Source organism: Roseinatronobacter domitianus (genome assembly GCF_023336755.1).
GTDB lineage: Bacteria > Pseudomonadota > Alphaproteobacteria > Rhodobacterales > Rhodobacteraceae > Roseinatronobacter > Roseinatronobacter domitianus.
This window is the reverse complement of the sequence record NZ_JALZWP010000023.1, coordinates 1-21,889: the sequence shown is the minus strand read 5'-3', so window position 1 is coordinate 21,889 and position 21,889 is coordinate 1. Positions and strand designations below refer to the sequence as shown.

Below are 21,889 nucleotides of genomic sequence, written 5' to 3'. Positions count from 1 at the left end.
GCGCTCATGGCTAAGAAAGAACCCCAGGTCCTACGACTGAAAGTCACCCTTGAAGATGTCGATCCCGCCCCGTGGCGGGAGATCGAGATCAGGTCGGACAAGACCCTCCCACACTTGCACGATGCCATTCAGGCGGCTTTCCTGTGGTACGATATGCACCTGTGGGATTTCGAGATTGGTGACCGTAAATACCAGATGAAAAACGAGGACTTCTGGATCGAGCCGATGTTCGGCCCGCCGGTGATGGAGGTCACCACGAAGAAGCTCGACTTTTTCCTCAACGCCAAGGTGCCGCCGGTCATTTATACCTATGACTTTGGTGATGACTGGATGCACCGGGTTGAGTTGATCTCGAAGCGTCCCGTTGAGCCGAACGAGCCCTTACCGCGTTTTGTCGGAGGTCAATGGGCGACCCCGCCAGAGGATATCGGAGGCCCACCGATGTACGAGGCATTCAAGGAGGCGCGCGAGGACTCAAGCCACCCAGAACATGATTGGGCGAAGGAAGCCGGATACGTTGACTGGGCTCATGACGACATTCATGCCGATGCGGTCAGTGAACGGTTCTCGAAGTTGCAGACCCAGAAGAAGCGGGAGCGGAATTTTTGGATGGATTAGCCTTTATCTGCGTCATTAAGGGTATACCCATGGCGACACCGCACATGAACACAAAAACCGCCAGAATACATGTTCATTTTGGGTCTGTTTCGAGATAACAAACAGATATTGCCAGGGGCACACTCAAAATGAACACATATCAGGCCAAAATCGGCTATGCGCGCACCTCGACCACCGATCAGAACCTCGATGCGCAGATTGCCGCCTTGAAAGCAGCCGGGTGTGGCATGGTCCGCACCGAGCAAAAGAGCGGGACCAGCCTAGAGGGACGACCCGAGCTCAAGACGATCCTCGATTTCATCCATCCAGGAGAAACGCTGGTGGTCACGCGCATTGACCGGCTGGCCCGCAGTCTCAGTGATCTGCAGGCTATCGTCACCCATCTGAAATCCAAGGGCGCGCATCTGGCGGCAACCGAGCAGCCTGTTGATACATCCACGGCAACCGGAAAAGCCTTTTTCGATATGCTTGGCGTTTTCGCTGAGTTCGAAACTAACCTGCGCCGGGAACGCCAAGCCGAAGGCATTGCCTCAGCAAAGGAGCGCGGTGCCTATCGCGGGCGCAAACCCAAAATCGATCTCGAGGCCATTCAGGCGAAGCTGATCGAGGGCTGCTCGCCCACCGCAATCGCGCGCGAGATGGGGATCTCGCGCGGAACAGTCTATAAAGCAAAGGCCCAAATGACCTTGGACCACAATAGCAACGGGGCGGCTGCGTCATGAAAAAGAACGCCCGCAAGCCAAAAGCCCCCGCGAAAAAAACGTCGGTCCAGACAAGTTCCAAAGTCTCCCCGCCGCGCAATCTGACGCCAGAGCTGTGCGATCGCCTGCGCCGAGACATGATGAAGGCCTGCCTCGCCGTAGCGGAAACGCATGGGTTGACGGTCGAAGGCGGCGAACTGAGCGATATCGATCTGCGTCATAGCTTCAACATCGGCTTCCGCGTCGGCATTCCGATGGAAGACGGCGCGATCTACTCGCCGGACAAAGCCATGTTCGAAGTGCTCGCACCGCATTTTGGGCTGGAGCCATCTGATTATCGCCGAACGTTTAAAACCGGTGGAGACCTTCACCGGATCGTTGGGATCAACCCTAACAGACCAAAATACCCTATCAGCACTGAACGAGTCTCCGACGGTCGAGGCTTCAAGATGCCAGCCGAGAACGTCGCTTTGTATCTGCAGCGGTCAGACCAATGAAATGTACGGGCTTTGTTCTCTCAAAAGCCCAAATATGCAGCTTCGGGCCAGCTAGGCCAAGAAGGCGGCAGCAATTTCCGCATCAGTCTGACCCTTGTCCCGCAGCGCCACAAACGCGCGGAACTGATCGAGCGGGTGCAGGGCGACGCGCTGCATGTCCTCGGCCAAGGAATCGTCCTCGGCCAGGATGTCGGACGCAGCATCGCGGACGATGCAGGGGATGGGCGTGATCTTTGCCAAACGCTTCTGCTTCACCAGCAGGGACAATGCCTGGAACCGCCGTCCACCGGCCGGGATCTCGAACTTGCCAGTCTCGGTCCCATCATCGTCCAACACGGGCCGCACGCTTAGGCTCTGCAAGAGGCCGCGGCGGGCGATGTCTTCAGCCAGTTCCTCGACGGACACGCCAGCCTTGATGCGCCGCACATTGCACTGGCTCAGCGCCAACTTGTCGAAAGGGATATCCCGGGACGGGGACAGGGTGATTTTCTGGACAGCTTTGGTCATCAGATCTTCTCCACGACGGGCGCCGGAAGCCACTCTCCCGATCTCACTTCCCGTCACCCTCAAAACAACACTCCTTTCCCTCTCGATGATCGGATGGTTGCCAAGAGGCGACTTAACAGCTGTTAAGTCAGGCCAACTGAGCACCGACGACGTCGAAACTTAACAGCTGTTAAGCCGCACTTCGCCGTCCGATCAGCGCCATGACCATCGGCCCGCAGGAAAACTCGCCCGCCGCAGCCTTGGACGTCAGCGCCCGCAAGTATCCACCCGGTGATCTGATGTCGGAAAAACGTTCCAGCATGGCCACGACGACGATCGAGGCTTGCTCTGGTCCCATACAGCGCTGCGCTTCTTCCCAAGCGGAAACACTGATCCCCATGGCCGGCCGTACATGACAAGCAGCGTCGAAAAGCTGGTGCCAATGTCGAACGTCGCCCTGATAGAAAGTCTTGAGCGAAGGACAGCTGGCAATCACCAGGTGAAGTGGGATTTTCGGCGCCCGCCTCGTCTCAGGCTCTTCAACGTCAGCCACAGGCTCACCCGTATCAACATCAAGCGCGCTGCCTGCCGTCGCCGCGCCTTTCTCTAAGGCAGGTTCAAAACCTATAGATTCTTTATTTGAATTATGATGGTGACGCTCAAAATGGGCATCATTGGTGTTCATTTCTTCTGTTTCAGGACCGTCAATGACATTACGCGCCTGGTCAAGAAGGGTCTCCAGTTTAGTCCGAAATGCCGACAGATCCTCAAGCGAAAGCTTGCGGCGAAGAGCGCGGGCTGTGAGGGCGGCCGCGTCGCGGAGCTGGTCCCATAGGCCAAGCCCGGGCTGGATCTCCTCTCCGAACTCCGCTAGGGCGGCTAGGTCGCGACGCATGAGGCTCACCACCTCCCTCAGTCGCCGCACACGGTCCTCAGCCTCACGAACAGACTCTGCGGCCCGTGCAATCTCCTCTGCCCGGCAATAGAGCGGGGAGAGATCAAAGCCGAAGGCCGCGCGATCTTCGCCACGCTTGCGCACATACCGCTTCCCATTGGGGCTATCGCGCCGCATGAGCAAGCCTGCGTCTACCAACCGGGCGAGGTGACGGCGCATCGTCGAGCAAGGCATACCGTTCAGCCTCTCGCAGATCGCCTTGTTGGATGGGAAGACGACCATTTCGGTGTTCCCGCCAAGCGCATCGTCCGGAAAGAAGCTGAGAAGTCCCTGAAGAACGGTCAGATCGCGCTCGGAAACCCCAAAGGCTGCCTGCGCCTTGGACAGCTCGCGGAGGAGCTCCCACTTGTTGACGGGCTTGCCTGGAACAGACGCCTCAGGACGCTCGACCACGCGCAGATGGGCGTGCGAGATCGGCCGCATAAACGGCGAAATCGGTGTGTAATCCATGATGTCATTCACGAAGGCAAAATTTCCCTAGCCCGCGAATCGCTTTGCGCTTGCGGGAAAGGGGCCAGATCGCTACATTCAGAGGTGCGAAAACTGAAGTTTTGTAGCGGGCTGGTCCCGTGCGAAACCTAAGAAAGGTCTCGTGAAGCTTGCTTCTCGGGGCCTTTTTCTTTTCTGCCTGTCTCGTGCCTCCTTTTTGATTGTTACTCTTCCTCAGTCTTCCGAACGCTTCCAGCGCTCGTGAAGCTCGGCGATCAGCTGCGGGGCGTTGCCCTCAAGCCAGCTGACAAAATCGCTCTCCTCGGCCTTCAACTCGAGCTTGAGTTGCTTTCCACGACGTCCGGTCGTGACAGTGGCGGCACCGACCCCCGGAATCACCGTGCCGGGCCGCCCGCGAGGGCGAGACGAGAATGTGGTCTGTTCGGGCTTCCCTGCAGCGGCGAGGACGGCCAAAAATGCATGATCGGATTTCTCGTCAATACCACCCTGATAGGATGTCTTGGCCTCACCGGCCAAAGCTGCAAGCAGTTCGCGATCGGCATCCGTAGCCCCCAGCAACTTCTTGAGCTCTTCCCACCTGGGCCGACCAATGCCCGGAGCGGCACCGATGGCGAGGACCAGGTCCTCCCCAACGGTGCGGACCACGCTTAACAGCTGCGACACTCCTGCCTCGGTCAGATTGAGAACCTCGGCGACACCCTTGTTAGTGCGTTCGGATGCGCTCAAATGGTCACCGTCGAGCAAGGCTGCGGCAACAAGCGCACGTTCGATGAAGCTTAGATCCCGCCGCTCCTGGTTCTCTAACAGCTGATCACGAAGCGCCTGATCGCCCTCCATCTCTGTGACAATGGCGCGGACCTTGATCCCAAGTTCTCTGCAAGCTTCCAGTCGACGACGGCCATAAATCAGGCTGTAGCGATCACCCTCAAGCGGCCGGACGAGGATTGGTACTAGCTGTCCGTTCTTGGAAATTGACGCCTTGAGGCCCTCAGTCTCGATCTGCAGCCGGTCATCGAGCCGACCTGTGGTTTCGATTTGGTCAGGCTCGATTTCGAAAACGCCGCCGCGCAGCCTGCGTCCCTCAAGAGCATCGGGCGCATTGCGCAGGGTCTGCAGTGGCAGTCCCAGTTTAGGCTTTCTTGCCATTGCGTCCCCACGTGTTCTGGATGATCGCCGCGATCTCGTCGTTGACGGCGTTCATAGATTCGATTGCACGATCGAAAGTCTGACGCGTGAAGTCCTTCTTGTCGGCCTCGTAGAGCGTCTGCTTCGTCAGCCCTGCATCAGAGATCGCAGTCGACTCAACCATGTGGTTGGTCAGCACTGACCTGCCGAACAGACCCCGGATGAAAGCAATGACCTCGGTCTGCGGGGCATCACCCACCTTGTAGCGAGTCGGCAGAAAGCGCAGCCAGTCGAAGCGAAGGTTTGCGCCAGCATCCCGGATGACGCCAAGCAGATCAGCGGTCATTCGCAGAAACTGCGACATGGACATCAGATCGAGCATTTGCGGGTGAACGGTAACAAGCACCCCTGAAGATGCTGAAAGGGCGGACATGGTTAAAAAGCCAAGCTGCGGCGGACAGTCGATGACGACGACGTCATAGTCCGCTTCGACACTGTCGAGCGCGTCACGCACACGGGCAAAGAATGCGCGGGCGCCGCCACGCTGGATGGCTGCCGGCGTCTCATGTTCGAATTCCATGAGCTCGAGGTTCCCGGGAATCAGGTCCAGACCACGGATGTAGGTCTTGCGGATCACGTCCGAGATCGGGACCGGTTCATCGTAGCGAACCGCATCATACAGCGTGCCACCCTCCATCAGGTCCAGCTCAGGCTGGATGCCATGCAGCGCTGAAAGGGATGCCTGGGGATCCAGATCGATCGCAAGGACACGATATCCCTTGAGAGCCAAGCGCTGTGCAAGGTGAGCGGATGTTGTCGTTTTCCCACTCCCGCCTTTGAAGTTCACAACAGAAACAATCTGAAGCTCGTCACCGGCACGACGCCCCGGAACGTAGGTTCCAGGCTTCTTCGCGTTTGCCTCAAGGGCGTGGCGAATCTCCCAGATATCATCGAGGGTATATCGCCGGTGGCTGCCCGCAGTGGTTTCGACGTCAGCGATCTTTCCTTCTCGATGAAGCTTGCGAAGGTAGGTATGATCGACGCCAAGCAACTCGGCCGCCTCGCCGCTGGTCAGGCTGCGCATGACTTTTTTGGCGTCGGGAGGGAAGTGGGCAGCACGTTGCGCATGAAGATTGGACGCAAGAAGCTCTGCGTAGTGCCCGATGGCAATGTCCAAGTCCTGCTCAGCTTCGCTCATCTCTGCCTCGATTCGTGGGCGCGTTTTTTATGTGATCGCGCGTTATTTATCGAGACTATTGCCCGAGCTATCAGATTCGTGCAAGCTCTTTCTAGATTTGGTGTCAGTCGCTGCGTCATGCACAAGAGTAGCTAGGGTTTGGGCAGGCTTGTCTTCGGAACCCTTCGGATATACATTTTAAGACGTATATCCACATGGGAGGTCACGATGCAGGTCGCAAAATGGGGTAACTCGCTGGCCGTCCGTTTGCCCGCGGAGCTCGTCCGAGAGCTTGGTCTCAAGGAGGGTGATCAGATCGACCTGGTCAAGGACAACGGTCGGGTCAGAGTCCGTCGCCTTGCTCGTGCGGATGAGGTGCTGACCGGCCTGCGCCGCTTCCGGGGCAAGTTGTCCGCACCAGAACGTCTGAGCCGCGACGACGCGCATGAGCGCTGAGTTCGCGGACACGAATGTTGTTCTTTACCTGCTCGACGACGGCCCGAAGGCCGATCGCGCCGAGGTCATCCTGGGGCAGGGGCCCCGGATCAGCGTTCAGGTTCTAAACGAGTCACTGGTGAACTGCCGCCGCAAAGCTGGCCTCAGTTGGGAGGAAGCAGCGGCCTTTCTCGAAGGCGTGCGCGCCTTGTGTCCCGTCGAGGATCTCACCGTGCAGACCCATGACGTCGGCCGCGCTTTGGCGGAACGCTACGGCTTCTCGATCTACGACGCGATGATCGTGGCCAGCGCTTTGGTTGCGGGGTGTACCACGCTGTGGAGCGAGGACATGCAAGATGGCCTGCTGGTCGAAGGCCAGCTTCGCATCGTCAACCCCTTTGCATGAGCGGACAACTTCTGAGTCTGGTGCTGGCCTTAGCCTTGTAATCCTTCCATGTCGTGCATGATTTGCGGGGTTTCTGGGCTACTCAAGCAGCCCCAGCCTCTCAGCCCGCTCCAGTAGCATTTTCACCGAAGATGGCTGCCAGCTTGTCCGCCCGCGTGGCGTGCGCTCGCGCATTGATTCCAGCCGGGTGCAGATCGCCTGAAGCGTGATGTCGGGGTCCGCGCCCTTGATCGCGGAAACTATGGCGGGCAGGCGATCGTCCGTTTCGCGGCGCCCGGCGCGGGCCAGCACCTCGGTAGGCAGGAAGCCGTCGCGGACATAGGCCTTCACAGCGCGCAAGAGACGGCTTTGGGTCCAGCGACGCGCCTCGGGCAGGGGGCCGTTGATGATGCGCACCACGTCTTCCCAGGCCAAGTCGGGGCGCAACCGGCGCACATGGAGCACCCAATCTTGTGCCGTCTCGTTCAGACGCTCCATGTAGCCGTCCTGTCGCGCCAACTGCAACTTACGAAGAGCGGCAGGGTCTTTGGCCCGCAGCCCAGGGTTCCCGCCCACGCGGCCCTTTGTGCGGGCGCTGGCGAGGCCGGCCTTGGTGCGTTCCCGGATCAGGGCGCGTTCGAACTCGGCCGCAGCGCCCAAGACCTGCAGCGTGAACTTGCCTTGTGGGGATCCGGTGTCGATCGGATCTTGGATCGAGCGAAAGAACGCACCCTTGGCCTCCAGCCGCTCGATCACCTCCAGCAGATGCGACAGGGATCGCGCGAGGCGGTCGATCCGCACGACGACCAGCGTGTCGCCTTTGCCGATGCGTTCCAACACTCGCCCAAGCACCGGCCGCGCGCGATTGCTGCCTGAGGCGTGCTCTTCATAGATTTCGGCGCAACCCGCAGATTTCAGGGCCTGCGACTGGGGCAGGGGGGTCTGATCCTCGGTAGATACGCGGGCATAACCGATCAGGGGCATCAAAACAATATTTTTGCAGTTTCATATAGCGTCATTAAACGACTGTTTGGAAACGACGAAGCACAGGTCCACATCATTTGCAGAGGCCTTGTATTGGCATATGTTGCCGACAAAGGAGAGCTGACACATGGTGATACGGAATGTCATTCTGACCGAAACCCGGAACCAACTGGTACAGGCCTTGGTCGCGTCCGGACGCTATCAAAACGTGAGTGAAGCACTGCGCGCGGGGCTACGGTTATTGGAACAGGAAGAAGCGCAAATCGCGGGCATCCGCCAAGGGCTGCTGGAAGGGTTGGCGCAAGTCAGGGCTGGTGAATTTGCCGAGCGTAGCGAAGTTGACGCGATCCGGCGGGCCTTCGGCAAGCACGCGCATCTTCATGAGCCGATCTCTTCGACTGGCGCGCCGCGCAAAGGCCAATTTGGTCGAGATTGCACAGGTGGCCGATAGCAAAATTCCGTCTCATGCAGGCAGATGTCTATGAAGTGGGACTGTTCAAACGCCATCGGGCGATCCTGAACTTGAATTCGGTGCTACTAGGTGCTACCGTTTAAGCAAAGGAGCCTTGGCATGACCGTAAAATCTTCGATTTCCTTGACAGACCCGCAAGCGCGCTTTGCCCGAACCCTCGTAGAGTCGGGGCAGTATTCCAGCGTCAGTTCCGTGCTACAGCAGGGTCTGGAACTGCTTCGGCAAAAGAATGAGGCTGAAGAGTTAGAACTGGCTGCGTTGCGGCAACTCGTGGACAGACGCATGTCCGGGTCGATAATCTCTGCCGGTGAAATGGATGCCCAGATCGAGCAAATGATTGCCCGCAAACAAAAGTCGGGCAATGTGGGAGCTTAAATTTTCGGCGGAAGCGGAATGGGACTTCGAGCTGATTTTCGATCATCTCGCGCGGTCATATGTCGACTTGGGCGAAGGTCCGGATGTGGCGCTCAACCGGGCAGCTGCGCGGATCCGAGGTATCCGGTCTTCAATAGATACGCTGGCGAAGTCGCCCTTCATCGGAACGCTACGTCCTGACATCAGGGCAAATCTTCGTTTCGTTCGACTTGAGAAGACGGCGATCTGGTTTCTGCCAGACGAAGATCGGGCCTGTGTTGTTGTGATCGCGGTTTTCTTCGGGGCGCAGGATCATATTCGCCACATGCTGGCGCGTTTGCTTTCGGGTCCGACAGAGTAGGGCAGGGGGCTACAACCCCGCCGCTTTGGTCAGATTGACACGGAACCTGTCGCGGCGGCGCTGATAGCGGCGTGTCATCTCAGCACTGGCATGGCCGAGCTGCTTCTGGACATAGCGTTCATCCACCTCGGCGCTGCTGGCGAGACCCGCGCGCAAGCTGTGGCCGGAATAGAGTTTGACGCGCTCGGCATCAGGCAAATCCGGGCGCAGGCCAGCCGCCAGCACGCAAGCCTTGATCAATCGCGCGATGTGCTTGTCATTGAGCCGTGTGTCTCGCGTGCGTTTGCCATCGCGGGTGACGCCGGTGAATATCGGCCCGAAACTGATGCGCCCGAAATGCAGCCATTGTTCCAGCGCATGAACAGGGCAGGTCTGGTCGCTGCTGCCGCGCCCGATTTCCACCTCGCGCCAGCCGGTCTTGCCGCGCAAGGTGATCAGTGCGCCACCGTCAAGAATGTCGATCCAGCCGCCGCTGTCCATCGTGTCATCCTTGTGCCGGTCAAGGCTGACAATCTCTGACCGCCGTAGCCCTCCAGCAAAGCCGATCAGCAGAATTGCGCGGTCGCGAAGACCGCGCAGATCATAGGGCAGGGTGGCGACCATGGCGCGAATATCCTCAGCGAGGATCGCCTCTTTCTGCACTGGCGGCCGGGCATGTCTGCGCCGGATACCGGCCAACACGGTGGCGATATGGCGGTTCTTGCGGTCCAGCGGCAGCCCGCGCTGCGCATACCCCCAGCCCAGCCCCGATAGGCGGCGCTCGATTGACGCCACCGACAGAGCCGGGGGTTTGGTTGCGCCCTGGCCCTGGGGTGCGGCCAGATCGGCAATATACAGGCCCACAAGCTCTGGCGACGGGGGTAAGGGGTCCGCCCCGCGCATCCGGCACCAGCGGGCGAAATGCGCCCAGTCCTTGGCGTAAGCTTTAAGTGTGTTCTCGGAGGCCGCAGCACTTGCATAGTCGCGTGCTGTATGCACCAGCTGATCCAGCGCACCAGAGCCCGCAACATGCGCGGGCAGGCCAATCCCCGCGCTTCTTTCTTGCGCGCTCTCGTCGTGCTGAGTACGGTTTGGCGTGTCCATGGACGCTGAGATCGATTTCTCCTGTTCTGGCGACATACTTCCCCCGCAAAACCACTGATTTTGAGACTGTGCTGCAGCGTATCCTTTTACGTCCGATAATGCAAACTTATTGGACATTATTGTAGCAGATAGAGTGAGGCGGTTTGTGCGTTATTTACTGGCTAAAAGCGCCGCGAAGGTGTAAGCTTCAAGCATGAAATTTGCGCGGCCAGATCACATTAGTGACCCTGACATGCTACCTCAGATGCCCGTCTGGGTCACCTCCGCGCGTGCTGAAACTATTGAAGATGAGGTGTTTTTGTCGGGTGCAGCACTGAGCTGCCTGCATGGTATCTTGGGACAAAATGCAGTGCCACACGCCTTGTTGCGCGATCGCCTCGCGCTGCGTGCAGCGGAGGCTTGCGTGGCGTTTTCGGGGCGTTTTGAGAGGGCAGGGGATCTGCGCGACGCGATGCATCTTCTGCGCCCGGGCAATCTTCCCGGACCGGCCGGCGAAACCTGCTTGGCCTGGCGGCGCGCGGTGGAGCGGCCGGTGTCGATCAAGGCTCTGGGCCGAGCCTTGCCGACCCTGAAGTTGGGCCAGATTGCTACATGGCTCGATACGGGGAAGGGAGCGCCGGTGACCCGTGCGGCGATGGCGCTGGAAGCCGTTCTGCGCGAGGCACCACGTGCAGACGAAGCAGCGTTGATCCTTGCCGACGCCGCCCTCGCCCAGGCGCTTAGTTGGGATCATGTCGTGCCACTGCTGGCCGCGGGTTTGAAACGCACAGACCTGCGCCAGCGGGGCCACGATTTGCGCCTGGCCTGTCATCGCGCTGTGACCGCATCCGCGGTCGAGGCCACGCGTCTGGCTGTCGACCTCGCGCGTCGGGCTGCGCTTTTGAAAGGGGTTGCACCAAAGCTTCGAGCCAAGGGGGCCGGGGACGCGGTTGAGATCTTCCTGACACAGGACGCGGTCGCTCCCTCAGCCTTGCCTTTGCCGGATCGCGCTGCGCGGCGGCTCTGCGACCGGCTGGTTGACCTTGAGGCAGTGCGCGAGCTGACCGGCCGCGACACCTTCCGGCTCTACGGAGTGTAGCGATGGCAAAGGATCGCACCGAACCCGAGCTTGACCGCGAACTATCCGACCTGCCGCCGGAGCTGCGCTGGCGCGAATGGATGCGGCGGATCGAGGCGGTGCTGTTTGCCTCTGCCTCGCCTGTACCGCGCGAGGATCTGGCGCGCGTGGTGGGTCCGTCGGCCTCGATTGATCTTCTATTGGAAGACCTTGCCGCCGATCTGGAAGGGCGGGCGTTCGAGATTGCCCAAGTCGCCGGGGGGTGGATGTTCCGGACGCGACCTGTCTACGCGCCCGCGATCCGCGCCGCCGCCGATGTGAGCGACCAACTGCTGGACCTGAACGAGTTCGACGTCGCGATTTTGGCGGCCATCGCCTACCACCAGCCGATCACCCGCGACGGGCTCAAGGATATCTTCGGCAAAGAGATCAGCCGGGACCTGATCGGGCGGCTGCATGCACACGGTCTGATTGGAACTGGACCGCGCGCGCCGCGTCGTGGTGCCCCCTATACCTTCGTGACCACAGACGCGTTCCTCGCAGCTTTCGGGCTGGAGAGCTTGCGCGACCTGCCAGACGCTGAACAGCTGAATGACGCCGGGTTGGCCGCGCGCGCCTGAAACTCACCGGGAATTTTCATAGCGCCTGCTGCTTCTGATGGAGCCGCGCGGCCGCTTGAACGAGATCTGCCAAATTCGGGCCAGCGGTGGTAGAGCAAGGCCCAGTTTTGGGCCGAGGCAGGACGGCATCGCTGAATGATGTGATCAGTCCGCTCCAAGCTGGCGCAACCAGAGCGATGCGTTTCCAATAAATGATCGCAGGACTTTTTCGCATTTCGAACGGCGTCGACCGCCCTTCCGTCATTTGCCATAACAGCTGATAGCGATCCCGATGGGAGAGGCGCGCGATGGACATGTGCTGTTTTCCAAATTGAAAGCAGGCTGACCTCAGCTGTTTCGCGGGTGACTGGATCGGCCCAGATCGACTGGCGCTCTGGATCTCTATGCGCCTCTCAGGCGTTCAGGAAGACACCGCCGCGCTTGCGCGTGTCGGATGGGCCGTGAGAAGTCTGACAGGCGGTCCCGGCCCCGAGACAGACCTTTCTGCGTTCCTAGACCGTCGAGATCCCGAAAACATGGCCGATGAAGCGGAGCCATTCGCGGACCGCGCGGGAGGCTGGACGGGCGTAATAGCGCAAGCCGCTGATCTTCACCCGATAACCCGTGCTTGTGTGGGTTATCACCTCTGGAGCTTTGCAGGCCTTGGGCAGCAAGGCGATCGAATGGAAGCGGCAGTCACGGCCGCGCGGATCGCGGCCAGCGAGGGCAAGGGAGCGGTCTTTGCACCTCTGGCAATGGGAGGGGTAAGGGTGCGCTGAAGGCGATGCCAATCAAAACAGACCGACGCGACGCCGAAGGGATCGCCCGGCTCTTGCAGATGGGCTGGTTCCGGCCGGTCCACTGCAAATCCCTGTCGGCGCAGGAGATGCGCGCACTGCTGTCCTCGCGTAAGGCGATCCAACAAGCGACCCTCTCGCTGGAGTTGTCAATCCGTAGGGTGCTGCGCAATTTCGGGCTGAAGATGGGACAGATGGCCAAGGGACGCTTTGAGCAACGGGTGCTGGAGCTGACCGAGGGCAACCCAATGCTGGAAGCAGCAGCGAACCCCATCCTGAGCGCGCGCCGCGCGCTGCGTCAGGAGCTGACAGGGATGGAGAAGTTGCTGCGTGATCATGCCAAATCTGATACGGTCTGCCGTCAGTTAATGACCATGCCCGGGGTCGGCGCCTTTGTCGCTTTGATCTACAAGGCTGCGATCGATGATCCTGATCACTTCTCATCCTCCAAGAATTTTGGTCCTTGGGTTGGTCTGACCCCGCGGCGCGAGCGATCCGGAGAACGCGACATCATTGGCGAAATCTCCCGGGCCGGCGACGCAAGGTTTCGCACGGCGCTTTATCAAGCCGCGACAGTGATGTTGCATAGCGGCCGGCCGAATTGGCTGAGTGCCTGGGCATGGGCTGTCGCCAAGCGGCGCGGCAAAAAGCGCGCCACGGTTGCGCTGGCGCGTCGGATTGGGGTGGTTCTGCACCGTATGCGGCAAGACAGCACGTAATTTCGTTTCACCCGTGCTGACACCGCGGCCGCGACAGCCGCCGCATAGCCTACGCGTCTCCATGGCACCCATGCACAAAAGAGATTTGAAGCAAAAGGAGAGATAGGCCGCGCCTGAAGGCGCAGGCTTACCGAAGTCCCAAGGCGCCCTTTTACTATTCGGGCTGAGGCGAGTATCGCAGCTTGCCTGCGGGGCCATGGTCTGAAACAGTACCGTAGATTTGTCACTGCTTGTGCCCATGAATACACCCGCCTATTTCCTGATCTCGTCCGTGCTTTATGCGCTGATCCCGGTAGTCATTTTCCTGACCGGGGAAAGCCCGCTGAACGACGCACTTCTGGTTACGCTTCTGACGGTCGCGGCATCGGTTCTGGTCGCCCTGCGCTTCCTGCCCCAAAAAGGGGTGCGTGCGGCGCTGCTGGACCCATGGCTCTTTGGGTTTTCACTGCTGAACCTTGCAGGATTCTTCGGATTTCTGGTGCTGATGGCGCAGGCCAAGACCGTGTCTAACCCGATTTTTGCCTTGGTCACAGCAGAGGCATGGCCCATTTTCAGCGCCATACTTTTCCCGCTATTCCGCATCGGGCGCACGCGGTCCATGTCGCCATTCGACTACGCGGTGGGCGCCTTTGCTCTCTTTGGGCTGCTTCTGGTGGCTGGCCCGTCGATTGGGAAAGGGTTCGCCATGGATGGCGGGCTTCCGGGCATTGTGCTGCCGATCCTTGCAATGCTGGCGATGGCCTTCGGGTCGGCGTTCAAAGCTGTGTATGTGCAACGCGCTAAACAACGACATGGGATCGGGCCGGTTTTGTCCTTCTTCCTGATGTATGCGCAGATTCTGCCGCTTGTGCCGCTGATGCTGGTCTTCCTAAACATGCCCAATGCCGTGCTGACGATAGATAGCGTGTGGCTTGCGCCTTTGCTTATATTCGTCATCAACGTGGCCTCGGCCATTTCGTTCTCTTTCGGCACGCTCAAGATCAGCCGCAGCACCGACCTGTATATCTGGTTCTTTACGCCGGTCTTTTCGACCGTGTTCTTCTGCCTTTTCACGGCATCACTGCTGACCCCGCTAGAAGCCGCAGGTATCGGGGTGATCGTAGGCTGCAACCTGTTGGCCTCGCTAGAAACCGAGAAACGCTGGGGCTATAGATACGGGGTGGCAGGGCTGATGGTAACAGGCGTGATCTGCATCTTGCTGCAACCGCTTGCTATGGTGGATTATTACGACACGCTCGCAGTGCTGGTCATTTTCGTCACCATCACACTCGCGTTTCTGCTGGAACGTGTCTCGACCCGTAGCGGACAGGAAGCAGCGCTCTATTCCTCTGCCTATACGCGTGCCTTGGCACTGGGTAACCCGGCGTTGCGCAGTGCCCTGCAAGAGCTGATTACAGAACGCAACCCTTATTCCCTAAAACGCAAGGCGCGGCACATCTCTGGATTGTCCAACGACTCGCAGATCATCGAACCGGTCGGGCTGATCTGCGCCTCTCGGGTGCGCGGGCTATCGGTATCGAACCTTTTCTCGGTCGCCTTCGGGCTATTAGCAGCTAGCGTAATCGCGGTGTCCAGCCGTCCGATAGGCTGGCAACACGACTTGTTCACCTTTTGCTTCGTCCCGTCTATCCTCTATGGGTTCTTCTACCTGGTCGACCTGAACGCGCAACGCTTCACCCTGCCCTATTACGCTTATGACGAGGGCGCGGAAATCCGCATTTCCTTCAGCTTCGACAAGGCGTCGCAGTTGCGCCATAACTCTGTATGGTCGATCATTCTGATCCTGTTCCTATCAGTGTGCTTCATCTACGGGTTTGCCGTGCAACACAGCCTTGGCGCACAATACCTGCTAGCAATCACCCCTAGCTAAGCTGGATAATTCATGAGGCCTTGGTTTGGTGCCCATGTGGTCGGTTGCTCCGTAAGACCGCATGTCTTTTTCCAGCGGCGCGCGCATGACGGTTCAGGCTGTATCCTGCTCGCATGACTGTAAGTGCCGTCGGTCTGCGATGGAGGAAGCCCAACTTTAACACTTCAGGGTTTTAAGTGATTAATTTTCTTGAAACTTGGTCTCAAGAAATGACACAACAGATCAGGCTGGCTGCTTTGGCAGCTCGATGTTCAAAGTCCTGAACAGGTCTAGCTGTTCGGGCTCGGGGCGGGTTATTCCGTGATATGCATTTGCACCCACATGGACAGTATGCTTCTGAATCCTGCTCAGCGATTTCAACAATCTTGACGGCGACACGGGGCTTTGCGCAGCCTTCAGGCGCATGCGAAGAATGCGATACAGAACAAGGGCGAGTCATCCGAGGCATCCCCTCCGCCGGACCTCACCGATATGGAACTTTCGAGATCGGCCGCGCTAGGGGTCTGATGCCGGGGAGTGCAGGATCCTACGCTTACGCCCTGTGGTCGCGGGGAAGGCCAACAATATAAGGCCGTTGTCTTTTCCGAGTCTTTCACAAACGAGGGTTTGGGAAACTGTGCCAAAACCGATCAGAACTGGCAACAATCCATCTCATAACCCATGTCATAATAAAAAATTCACAAAGGGACATGCTTGTCACGTTGTGAAACTGCCTAAACGTAGGATTCTGCACTCCCCGGCATCAGACCCCAAGATCGGCGCGATCGGCCTATCCGAGGTCGCCCCGCACACGATCCACGCGGCCCATGCGGTCCATCCGGTCGCCGCCGTGCAGTCCGAATATTCGCTCTGGACGCGGCAGCCCGAATTGGGCGTGCTGCAGACCTGCGCGGAGTTGGGGATCACGTTCGTGGCGTTCTCGCCCCTTGGGCGCGGCATCTTTGCGGACCGCTTCCCCGACCCCGCGCAGTTTCCGAAGGGCGATTTCCGCAAGTTCAACCCGCGCTTCATCGCCCCCAACTTTGCGGCGAACACCGCCATCATCGCGCGGTTTCAGGCATTTTGCGCCGCGCGCGGCTGGTCCACAGCGGCCACGGCCATCGCCTGGACACTCGATCAGGGCGAGACGATCCTGCCCATTCCGGGCACGCGCAGCGCAGCCAATCTGGCAGAGTGGGCACAGGCCGACACGATCCGGTTCACACCCGAGGACCGCGCCGAGATCGCGCGCCTGCTGCCTGCAGGCTTTGCCCATGGCGACCGCTATTCGGACGCGCAGATCGTGGGGGTAGAGCGCTACTGCTAAGGCGGCGTTGCAGCGACACGCGCCAGTCACAAGATGGGCACCAGCGCATAACATGGGCAGCTACCAACCAACTTGAAGGCCGCGCCTTTCAAAATACGTTTACCCCATGAAGAAACTGATCCTTTTGATCCTTGCCCTTGTGCCCAGTCTCGCGATGGCCGATCCGTTGGGTGCATTCCGCGAACCCGGCGTGATCGCGCTGATGCGCCACGCAACCGCACCGGGCGGCGGCGATCCGAGCGGGTTCCGGCTGAATGAATGTGCGACCCAGCGCAATCTGTCAGAGGCAGGGCGTACGGAAGCGCGGGCAATCGGTGCGCGGTTTCGCGATGCGGGCATCGAATTTGACGCGGTCTATACCAGCCAGTGGTGCCGGACGCGCGACACTGCCATGGAATTGGGGCTCGGCGCGCCCATCGACGCGCCCCATTTGAATTCGTTTTTTGCTGATCGCAGCACAGGTCCAGCCCAGACCGCCGAGACGCTGGCGTTTATCGCCGCAAATCCCGGCAAGCGGCTTCTGCTGGTCACCCATCAGGTCAACATCACGGCGCTGACCGGCATAACACCGCGCTCTGGCGAGATCGTTCTGACGCGACCCTCGAACGGGCGGCTGACCGTCATCACACGCTTGCCGCCACCCTGACATCGGACCGTGCAGACGCGGCACCGGCGAGCGACCGCTCGCGCGTCAGCGCAGTATAGCGGCCCAAGGATAGGGTGATCTGTTTTGCATCATCCAACGCAACCCAAGGCGGAGCTAAGAGCCTCCCCTCGAGCATTTGACACACGAAACACCATCAGAGCACCTGACTTCGAAGCCTGTCGGTCCATGACTCTGGCGGCCACGCCTGCCTGACGGCGCGGCATCCCAGCTCATCTCGGGATCGAACCAGATCGTCAGCGAGCCGCGGCGCTTGAGCGCTTCGTTATAGGCTGGCCAGTGCCTGGTCTTGTAGGTCGGTGGTGTCGGTCTGCTCATGCAATCCAGCTACCACGCTGGATTCGCGAGATGAATCCCTCACAGGATTTGTGCAACAGAGCCCCTTAGCGTGGTTCTACGAAGAAACCTTCCGATGAGGCCTCATACACCAAATATCGCATGGCAGAGTGCTCTTGGGAATCTTATGTTAGGCGTGGAACACTAGGCCGAATAATGCGCGGCGGCTCAGCGGCGGTGTTTGTCAGCGCAGCGGTGGCGCTCGCAGTCGGTGGATGGCGCACGCCCATTGGTTGATCCATGAAGTACGTCCCTCAGATCCTTCAACCCAATGATTTATAGATAATTAATCAAGGTCATGACGGTGGAATAAACGGGTTACTTGGGGAATGTGGGCTCCTACTCCTTTGTGATTTTCAAAAAACGCCAACGTTCGGTCGTAAGTTTTATTTTTTCCGCTAAGGATTGAAGATCTTCTAGGTCGCGTTCAATGGAATATATTTTTCTATCGAGGTCACCACCCCAGCTTCGGACGAGCTCGTTTGCACCAAGAGCCTTTTCGATTTTCTCTTCGAGATCGGCCTTCAAATTCTTTATTTCAGTCTCAATATTCCCGATCCACCATGAATCGACTTCGCAGGTTACAAACTGATCTCCGCAGTTCTGACATTCCCGCAATCTGGCGAAGTACCAAAGATCAAAGTCTTGTATCTTGTTTACCTGCTGCCGCCCATCATATGGGAGCGAGGCACAAATAGTTACAGCCCCACAACCTCTACAATATATCTTGGTCCCCCCACGTTTTCTAGCCACTGTTGACTCCATCTAAGCCGGCATTCCCCAAGTGGCATGCTGGCTAACGTGAAAATCGCCTGATTTTGCTCACTGGACAAGCATTTTTCGCCCCAACCGGCGTCTACAGTCGCGCAAGCTGCTGGAACAGGGCGGATCTCGGTCAGGTAGTCCGCGGGTGCGAGCAGAACTGAGGCCGCGCGCAGACAGCGCTCGCGCAGAGCGGTGATGCTGGCGCGATAGCGGTCGGGCTGCGGATCACCGCTGGGGGTGACGCTGTCGCCCGCGTCGATCTTATTCTAGACCTTCGGACCGGGCCGGGTCACCTGACCGGTCCTGTCGGTCGAGCTGCTGCCCGGACCGTTCCGGCAGTGTATTGTCTATGACAAGCCGGATGCGACCGCCCACATCGTCGAGCCTCATGATATGCTGATGGGGCCGCGTCCCTATCTGGTCGCCCGCCAGCCGAGCCGCGGCCCGAAGTTGATCCAGTTCCGGATCGACCGGATCCGGGCAGCCGCCTGCATCGAGGAGAGCTTCGCGCTGGAACCGGGGTGTTCACTCGAGCGTTATGCCGCCCGGGCCTTCGGAGCCCATAAGACGGAAGGGCGATATGGCGAGGTCGTCTGGCGATTTACTCCTGAGGCCGCCGAATGGGCCGCTGGGTTCCGGTTCCACCCCGATCAGCTACTGGCGCTGCAGGATGACGGCAGCCTGATCGTGCGCTGCTACGCGGCGGGCTAGCTGGAGATGGCCTGGTTCTTTATCAATGGAGCGACAAGGTCGAGGTCCTTGCCCCTGCGGGGCTACGCGACTATGTCCATCCTTGACGGTGGCCAGATCTGCGCCGGATACCCTGATGACCGGTCCAGCCCGAAACGACCGCTTGTGGGCGGCGCTGAACCCGAGTTTTGCGGTCCAACTTGGACAGGAACGCTCCTTGGAGATATTTTATCAAATAAATCAATGATGTCCAAGTGTCCAAGGACCAGACAGATTATAACACCTAGAACGCGGCGATCTTCAACACACTTATCCGGCATTTTCTTGTAACGGCGTAACTAAAGACGAAAAATGAAGCTATTTCAGTATCTTATTCAGTTACAATCTCCGTTACAGCCTGTAATCGCTGTAACCGCCCGATTGTGCTTGCAGTTACCCATAAGTTTCTGCTGGTGGTGCTTCCGCGATACGAGCGCCTTCGGCAAGGTCAGCGAGGCGGGAGAGGCCGCGCCATATGACCGTCGTCCCTGGTGGCGCATCCGATGTGCGATCGAGATAGCCGCCGAGCCGCGCGACGGCCCTGACATAGAAGTTCAGGTCACGTGGCACCTTACTTTTGCGTTCTGGCGTCGCGCGTTCAAGCAAGCTACGCTCAGTGTCTGTGAAGACGGCCTCAGGCGATGCTTTCGGCGCATCGCGGCTGAGCATTGTCAGCCATGATACGCGCCAGGCCACGACGCAGCACAGTGCGATGCAGTTAGCCAGTCGATCAGCCGTGGCCAAGCGCAGCTCCTCGATCCGACACCCGGTTTTCAGTGTTCGGAAGAAAGTTTCGATCTTCCAGCGCAACGCGTACCAATCGAGCTTGTGGACAGCGTCGGCATGGGTCGTGACCGGCAGGTTCGTGATCAGCTTCCAGAAGACGGGCGCTCTGCCTTCTGGCGGATTGAGTTCCTCAGCATGGATTATCTGGAGGTTTTGGTGCCGGTATTTCCGCTGTTTCCCGATCGGGGGACGGACAGTCATGGTCGCGTGCTTGACAGACAGCTTGGCACAATGATCCTTGCCCTGCGCGTCCCGGAACCGAACCTCGTGGGTGCCACTGGATTGTACCTCAGCCATCACCTTGGCAATGGTTGTGCCGCCATCTTCTGCCAGACGGTTGACGCAGCTGCGCACGAGGAACCCCGTCCCGAGTTCTTCGGCCAGGCAGTAGAGTTCATAGATGTCGCTTTCCCGATCACCGATATGCACACAGCGCGCTGGAGCCCCTGTCAATTCGGTAGACAGGCGTAGATTGTCGAGCCAACGCATGCTTTCCTTCTGTTCAATAGGCACACGGGTTGGGTTGATCTTGCGTTTGAGAGCGGCAGTCCCCTTGAACTTGCTGCGCGACCAGAATTTCGCCGCTGTCAGCCCGAGCGGCAAACCATCCGGCGTAATGGCCATGCTGGCATGCATCAAGAGCCCGCAGACCGCATGTTTTTGGAACCGTCCTTCCTTCAGCTTGCGTCCGGTCGATATCTTAGTGAACCCCACCTTCTCCGGAGCCGAACGCTTGAAGGAGAATTCCGTAGTATCCTGCAGGATCAGGATGGGTCCATCAGTTGCTCGAATGCGCAGGGCAGAGGCGGCGAAATGACCCTCAAGGATCTTGTCTTCGCTGACACTCCCGTTGGAAAAGAAACGGTATGCCGCTTTGGTGTTCGACCAATCCTGGAACGCCGTGGGAAGCGATTTGCCCGGACGATCACCAAGAGCCTCCAGCATCAACCCAAGACGACGGTGTAGCCGGACATCTCCCAGATCACACTCAGCTGTTTCAGTTTCCACCCAATTCTGTCCCATCCTCGCACCTCAATCATTCGGTGCCACATGACGAATCATGATTGGGGTTTCTTGGGCAAGACCATGTCCGGGGGGTGAATCAATTCGCCGCACCAGATTTGTGGGTAACAGCAAGTTCTGTTATCCCCCCTAAGACTCCTCGCGTACAGAAAAATATATATAAAGCTCAGAGTCTTAGTGTCCCTTTCCTTAAGGGAAAGTGACCGTGTGGCCCACGCCTCCTGCGACACGGAGCCTTCTGACGTCTGCGTCGCCCCCCTTCTTTCGCCTTCTATGATACCGCGAAGCGGAGCGGCGCTGGACGCGACGTTATGCATCACTTGGACAGTCCCGGGTCTACGGACATCGCAGATAGCGGCTCCGGCCCTATGACGGTTGTTGGGGGGTGCCGGTTTTTTTGGCCCTCCTACCTGAATCTACCCTTATCACCCGCGTCAGGGTTTGACGGATTGGATCGTGAAACGGGTCATGATCGAGGCAGGGGCTCCGGCTGCGCAGCACATCGCGGCCCATATGTGGAATTATGATATGGTGCTGACCGAACGGGAATGAAGCGGACATTGATCTGTCAGTCTGGATGGGCAACGATGTCGGCGGGACCAGATAGGAGACCCTACATGTACAAAACTACCTCCGCCCTCGTCATCGCTTCCGCCCTTCTCGCCGGCTGCATGCCGGCCGAGCTGATCGGTATCGCCCCGGACCGTTCGGAGATCCGGATCGCCTTCTATCCGGGAGGGAACGTGCTGGACGACCTGATTATCATCGACGGGGTGAACCATTTCGGGACCGCCCAGTACCAGATGGACGATCCCGTGGGGGATATCGGGTTCCGGACCACGTCCGGTGAGCGGGTCCAGGCGGAATGCGTCTCGGTCCGGCAGAACTTCATGGGGGACGACGAGTGCGCTCGCTACGAGGTATACCGGTCCAGTTTCGCCCCGGTCCCGGAAGGGACTACCTTTAACCGGCCCGAGATGTTCTGATTTCGCGCGAATGGTTCAACACGAAGCCGGGGCGAAGGATACCTTAGACCATATCCAATCAGGGGTAGAATGCCGGACGGGGCGAAATCCTGCGGTAACGTGTCCAGAGGGATTTGAACCCCCGACCTATCCGTTATGAGGGGACAGCTCTAACCGCTGAGCTACAAGC

General features: G+C 59.0%; 22 protein-coding genes and 6 pseudogenes. 17 read left to right on the top strand and 11 right to left on the bottom strand.

Going from position 1 to position 21,889, the window contains the following annotated elements; all coding sequences use genetic code 11:
- The first annotated feature begins 6 nt into the window (after window positions 1-6).
- The 3 genes from M3N55_RS15335 to M3N55_RS15325 all read left to right on the top strand — a co-directional run bounded on the left by M3N55_RS15335 (window position 7) and on the right by M3N55_RS15325 (window position 1,816).
- On the top strand, window positions 7-618 hold the full coding sequence (locus M3N55_RS15335) for a plasmid pRiA4b ORF-3 family protein (RefSeq protein WP_249060717.1): 612 nt from the start codon (window positions 7-9) through the stop codon (window positions 616-618).
- A gap of 128 nt (window positions 619-746) precedes the next feature.
- The gene (locus M3N55_RS15330; protein ID WP_249060716.1) at window positions 747-1,340 is read left to right on the top strand and encodes a recombinase family protein; all 594 of its coding nucleotides are present in this window, start codon (window positions 747-749) and stop codon (window positions 1,338-1,340) included.
- A complete protein-coding gene (locus M3N55_RS15325; protein ID WP_249060715.1) occupies window positions 1,337-1,816 on the top strand; it encodes a hypothetical protein in 480 nt (159 codons plus the stop codon). Before M3N55_RS15330 ends, M3N55_RS15325 begins: the two co-directional genes overlap by 4 nt.
- Before the next feature lie 60 nt (window positions 1,817-1,876).
- On the opposite strand, the pseudogene M3N55_RS15320 reads toward M3N55_RS15325, so the two are convergent.
- The 4 genes and pseudogenes from M3N55_RS15320 to repA all read right to left on the bottom strand — a co-directional run.
- A pseudogene (locus tag M3N55_RS15320) lies at window positions 1,877-2,323 on the bottom strand (ParB/RepB/Spo0J family partition protein); the annotation flags it as partial.
- A 169-nt stretch (window positions 2,324-2,492) separates the two neighbouring features.
- The gene (gene repC / locus M3N55_RS15315; RefSeq protein ID WP_249060728.1) at window positions 2,493-3,707 is read right to left on the bottom strand and encodes a plasmid replication protein RepC; all 1,215 of its coding nucleotides are present in this window, start codon (window positions 3,705-3,707) and stop codon (window positions 2,493-2,495) included.
- 213 nt (window positions 3,708-3,920) lie between these two features.
- A complete protein-coding gene (gene repB / locus M3N55_RS15310; protein WP_249060714.1) occupies window positions 3,921-4,853 on the bottom strand; it encodes a plasmid partitioning protein RepB in 933 nt (310 codons plus the stop codon).
- Entirely contained in the window at window positions 4,837-6,030 is a 1,194-nt protein-coding gene (repA, locus tag M3N55_RS15305; protein WP_009503867.1) for a plasmid partitioning protein RepA, read from the bottom strand. Before repA ends, repB begins: the two co-directional genes overlap by 17 nt.
- 207 nt (window positions 6,031-6,237) lie before the next feature.
- Here repA and M3N55_RS15300 point away from each other — a divergent pair, with 207 nt between their 5' ends.
- Both M3N55_RS15300 and M3N55_RS15295 read left to right on the top strand, forming a co-directional pair.
- Window positions 6,238-6,465: an AbrB/MazE/SpoVT family DNA-binding domain-containing protein gene (locus M3N55_RS15300; protein WP_249060711.1), complete on the top strand. Its 228-nt coding sequence runs from the start codon at window positions 6,238-6,240 to the stop codon at window positions 6,463-6,465.
- Window positions 6,455-6,850, top strand: a complete 396-nt coding sequence (locus M3N55_RS15295; RefSeq protein ID WP_047998273.1) for a PIN domain-containing protein — start codon at window positions 6,455-6,457, stop codon at window positions 6,848-6,850. The genes M3N55_RS15300 and M3N55_RS15295 overlap by 11 nt, the downstream gene beginning before the upstream one ends.
- A gap of 78 nt (window positions 6,851-6,928) precedes the next feature.
- Here the strand turns inward: M3N55_RS15295 and M3N55_RS15290 are convergent, their stop codons facing one another.
- Window positions 6,929-7,813 (bottom strand): recombinase family protein, encoded by an 885-nt coding sequence (locus M3N55_RS15290; RefSeq protein WP_249060707.1) that lies wholly within the window; start codon window positions 7,811-7,813, stop codon window positions 6,929-6,931.
- Window positions 7,814-7,940: 127 nt separating this feature from the next.
- Between M3N55_RS15290 and M3N55_RS15285 the strand changes: the two are divergent.
- From M3N55_RS15285 to M3N55_RS15275, 3 genes and pseudogenes are all read left to right on the top strand, one after another.
- Window positions 7,941-8,174: pseudogene (locus M3N55_RS15285) on the top strand (type II toxin-antitoxin system ParD family antitoxin); the annotation flags it as partial.
- 210 nt (window positions 8,175-8,384) lie between these two features.
- A complete protein-coding gene (locus tag M3N55_RS15280) occupies window positions 8,385-8,660 on the top strand; it encodes a ribbon-helix-helix domain-containing protein (protein WP_249060703.1) in 276 nt (91 codons plus the stop codon).
- Window positions 8,647-9,000 (top strand): type II toxin-antitoxin system RelE/ParE family toxin, encoded by a 354-nt coding sequence (locus tag M3N55_RS15275; RefSeq protein WP_249060699.1) that lies wholly within the window; start codon window positions 8,647-8,649, stop codon window positions 8,998-9,000. Before M3N55_RS15280 ends, M3N55_RS15275 begins: the two co-directional genes overlap by 14 nt.
- Window positions 9,001-9,009: 9 nt before the next feature.
- Here the strand turns inward: M3N55_RS15275 and M3N55_RS15270 are convergent, their stop codons facing one another.
- Window positions 9,010-10,119, bottom strand: coding sequence for a tyrosine-type recombinase/integrase (locus M3N55_RS15270; RefSeq protein ID WP_428982678.1), 1,110 nt, complete (start codon window positions 10,117-10,119; stop codon window positions 9,010-9,012).
- Window positions 10,120-10,276: 157 nt separating this feature from the next.
- On the opposite strand from M3N55_RS15270, the gene M3N55_RS15265 reads away from it, so the two are divergent.
- The 5 genes and pseudogenes from M3N55_RS15265 (at window position 10,277) to M3N55_RS15245 (ending at window position 15,125) form a co-directional block, all read left to right on the top strand.
- Window positions 10,277-11,161 (top strand): DUF1403 family protein, encoded by an 885-nt coding sequence (locus M3N55_RS15265; protein ID WP_249060698.1) that lies wholly within the window; start codon window positions 10,277-10,279, stop codon window positions 11,159-11,161.
- A 2-nt stretch (window positions 11,162-11,163) separates the two neighbouring features.
- A complete protein-coding gene (gene scpB / locus M3N55_RS15260; RefSeq protein ID WP_249060697.1) occupies window positions 11,164-11,760 on the top strand; it encodes an SMC-Scp complex subunit ScpB in 597 nt (198 codons plus the stop codon).
- Window positions 11,761-12,080: 320 nt separating this feature from the next.
- Window positions 12,081-12,503, top strand: a pseudogene (locus M3N55_RS15255) (hypothetical protein); the annotation flags it as partial.
- 2 nt (window positions 12,504-12,505) lie between these two features.
- Window positions 12,506-13,255: pseudogene (locus tag M3N55_RS15250) on the top strand (IS110 family RNA-guided transposase); the annotation flags it as partial.
- Between the two features lie 238 nt (window positions 13,256-13,493).
- Entirely contained in the window at window positions 13,494-15,125 is a 1,632-nt protein-coding gene (locus tag M3N55_RS15245; RefSeq protein WP_249060696.1) for a hypothetical protein, read from the top strand.
- 222 nt (window positions 15,126-15,347) lie between these two features.
- Here the strand turns inward: M3N55_RS15245 and M3N55_RS16875 are convergent.
- A pseudogene (locus M3N55_RS16875) lies at window positions 15,348-15,560 on the bottom strand (IS1634 family transposase); the annotation flags it as partial.
- Between the two features lie 268 nt (window positions 15,561-15,828).
- Here M3N55_RS16875 and M3N55_RS15240 point away from each other — a divergent pair.
- Together M3N55_RS15240 and M3N55_RS15235 are read left to right on the top strand one after the other, a co-directional pair.
- Window positions 15,829-16,431 (top strand): aldo/keto reductase, encoded by a 603-nt coding sequence (locus M3N55_RS15240; protein WP_249060695.1) that lies wholly within the window; start codon window positions 15,829-15,831, stop codon window positions 16,429-16,431.
- 106 nt (window positions 16,432-16,537) lie between these two features.
- Window positions 16,538-17,077 (top strand): histidine phosphatase family protein, encoded by a 540-nt coding sequence (locus tag M3N55_RS15235; protein WP_249060694.1) that lies wholly within the window; start codon window positions 16,538-16,540, stop codon window positions 17,075-17,077.
- 192 nt (window positions 17,078-17,269) lie between these two features.
- On the opposite strand, the pseudogene M3N55_RS15230 reads toward M3N55_RS15235, so the two are convergent.
- The 3 genes and pseudogenes from M3N55_RS15230 to M3N55_RS16740 all read right to left on the bottom strand — a co-directional run.
- Window positions 17,270-17,413 (bottom strand): annotated as a pseudogene (locus tag M3N55_RS15230) (IS5/IS1182 family transposase); the annotation flags it as partial.
- Window positions 17,414-17,770: 357 nt separating this feature from the next.
- Complete coding sequence (locus M3N55_RS15225) at window positions 17,771-18,184, bottom strand: hypothetical protein (RefSeq protein WP_249060689.1); 414 nt, start codon at window positions 18,182-18,184, stop codon at window positions 17,771-17,773.
- A gap of 273 nt (window positions 18,185-18,457) precedes the next feature.
- On the bottom strand, window positions 18,458-18,586 hold the full coding sequence (locus tag M3N55_RS16740) for a hypothetical protein (protein WP_283163997.1): 129 nt from the start codon (window positions 18,584-18,586) through the stop codon (window positions 18,458-18,460).
- A gap of 9 nt (window positions 18,587-18,595) precedes the next feature.
- On the opposite strand from M3N55_RS16740, the gene M3N55_RS15220 reads away from it, so the two are divergent.
- Window positions 18,596-18,907, top strand: coding sequence for a WYL domain-containing protein (locus M3N55_RS15220; protein ID WP_249060688.1), 312 nt, complete (start codon window positions 18,596-18,598; stop codon window positions 18,905-18,907).
- 411 nt (window positions 18,908-19,318) lie between these two features.
- Here M3N55_RS15220 and M3N55_RS15215 read toward each other — a convergent pair whose 3' ends face one another.
- Window positions 19,319-20,734, bottom strand: a complete 1,416-nt coding sequence (locus M3N55_RS15215; RefSeq protein WP_249060686.1) for an IS4 family transposase — start codon at window positions 20,732-20,734, stop codon at window positions 19,319-19,321.
- A gap of 617 nt (window positions 20,735-21,351) precedes the next feature.
- On the opposite strand from M3N55_RS15215, the gene M3N55_RS15210 reads away from it, so the two are divergent.
- Entirely contained in the window at window positions 21,352-21,720 is a 369-nt protein-coding gene (locus M3N55_RS15210; RefSeq protein WP_249060685.1) for a hypothetical protein, read from the top strand.
- Window positions 21,721-21,889 lie beyond the last annotated feature (169 nt).